At 70.7% G+C, this 902-nt stretch carries 1 protein-coding gene; it reads right to left on the bottom strand.

Translation table 11 applies throughout. From position 1 onward, the window contains the following. Positions 1 to 32: 32 nt before the first annotated feature. Complete coding sequence (locus EHS43_RS45240) at positions 33 to 857, bottom strand: sugar phosphate isomerase/epimerase (RefSeq protein WP_125196125.1); 825 nt, start codon at positions 855 to 857, stop codon at positions 33 to 35. Between the last annotated feature and the right edge of the window lie 45 nt (positions 858 to 902).

The following is a 902-nucleotide window of genomic DNA, read 5'->3' as shown; positions in this document are numbered from 1 at the left end:
CGCAGCCACCGCTCGCCCCACCCCACGCCCGTTCATCGGCGGGGCACCCTCACCGGAGAGGCCAGGTGGAGGCGGGTGAAGGCCAGGGCCTCGGCGAGGTCGGCCTCGCGTTCGGCGCCGGACATCGCGCGGCGGGTGTTGACCTCGATGACGACGTGGCCGTCGAAGCTGGTCAGCGCGAGGCGTTCGAGGAGCTCGGCGCAGGGCTGGTTGCCGCGTCCCGGCACGAGGTGCTCGTCCTTCGCGGAACCCCTGCCGTCGGCGAGGTGGACGTGGCCGAGACGGTCTCCCATCCGGTCGGCCATCTGCAGCGCGTCCGTCCGGGAGGTCGCCGCGTGGCTGAGGTCGATCGTGAAGTGCCGGTAGTCGTCCTTGGTGACGTCCCAGTCCGGGGCGTAGGCGAGCATCTCGCGGTCGCGGTAACGCCAGGGGTACATGTTCTCGACGGCGAACCGTACGTCCGTCTCGTTCGCCATGCGCCAGATCCCGCTGACGAAGTCGCGGGCGTACTGCCGCTGCCAGCGGAACGGCGGGTGGACGACGACCGTGCCGGCGCCCAGCTTCTCGGCGGCCGCCCGGGCGCGCTGGAGCTTGACCCAGGGGTCCGTGGACCACACCCGCTGCGTGATGAGCAGGCAGGGGGCGTGCACGGCGAGTATGGGGATCCCGTGGTAGTCGGAGAGGCGGCGCAGGGCTTCGATGTCCTGGCTGACCGGGTCGGTCCACACCATGACCTCGACGCCGTCGTATCCGAGACGTGCGGCGATCTCGAAGGCCGTCGCCGTCGACTCCGGGTAGACGGAGGCCGTCGAGAGGGCGACCTTCGCATCCGGGATCCGTACGACTGGTTCTGCCACGTCGGTCAGCCTAAGGGGTTCGGTCGGGTGGGTGTGGGGTCCCTC

The organism is Streptomyces sp. RP5T (genome assembly GCF_003933965.1).
Taxonomy (GTDB): Bacteria; Actinomycetota; Actinomycetes; order Streptomycetales; family Streptomycetaceae; genus Streptomyces.
Note: the sequence above shows the minus strand (reverse complement) of the source record. Positions and strands in the feature narration are given on the sequence as shown.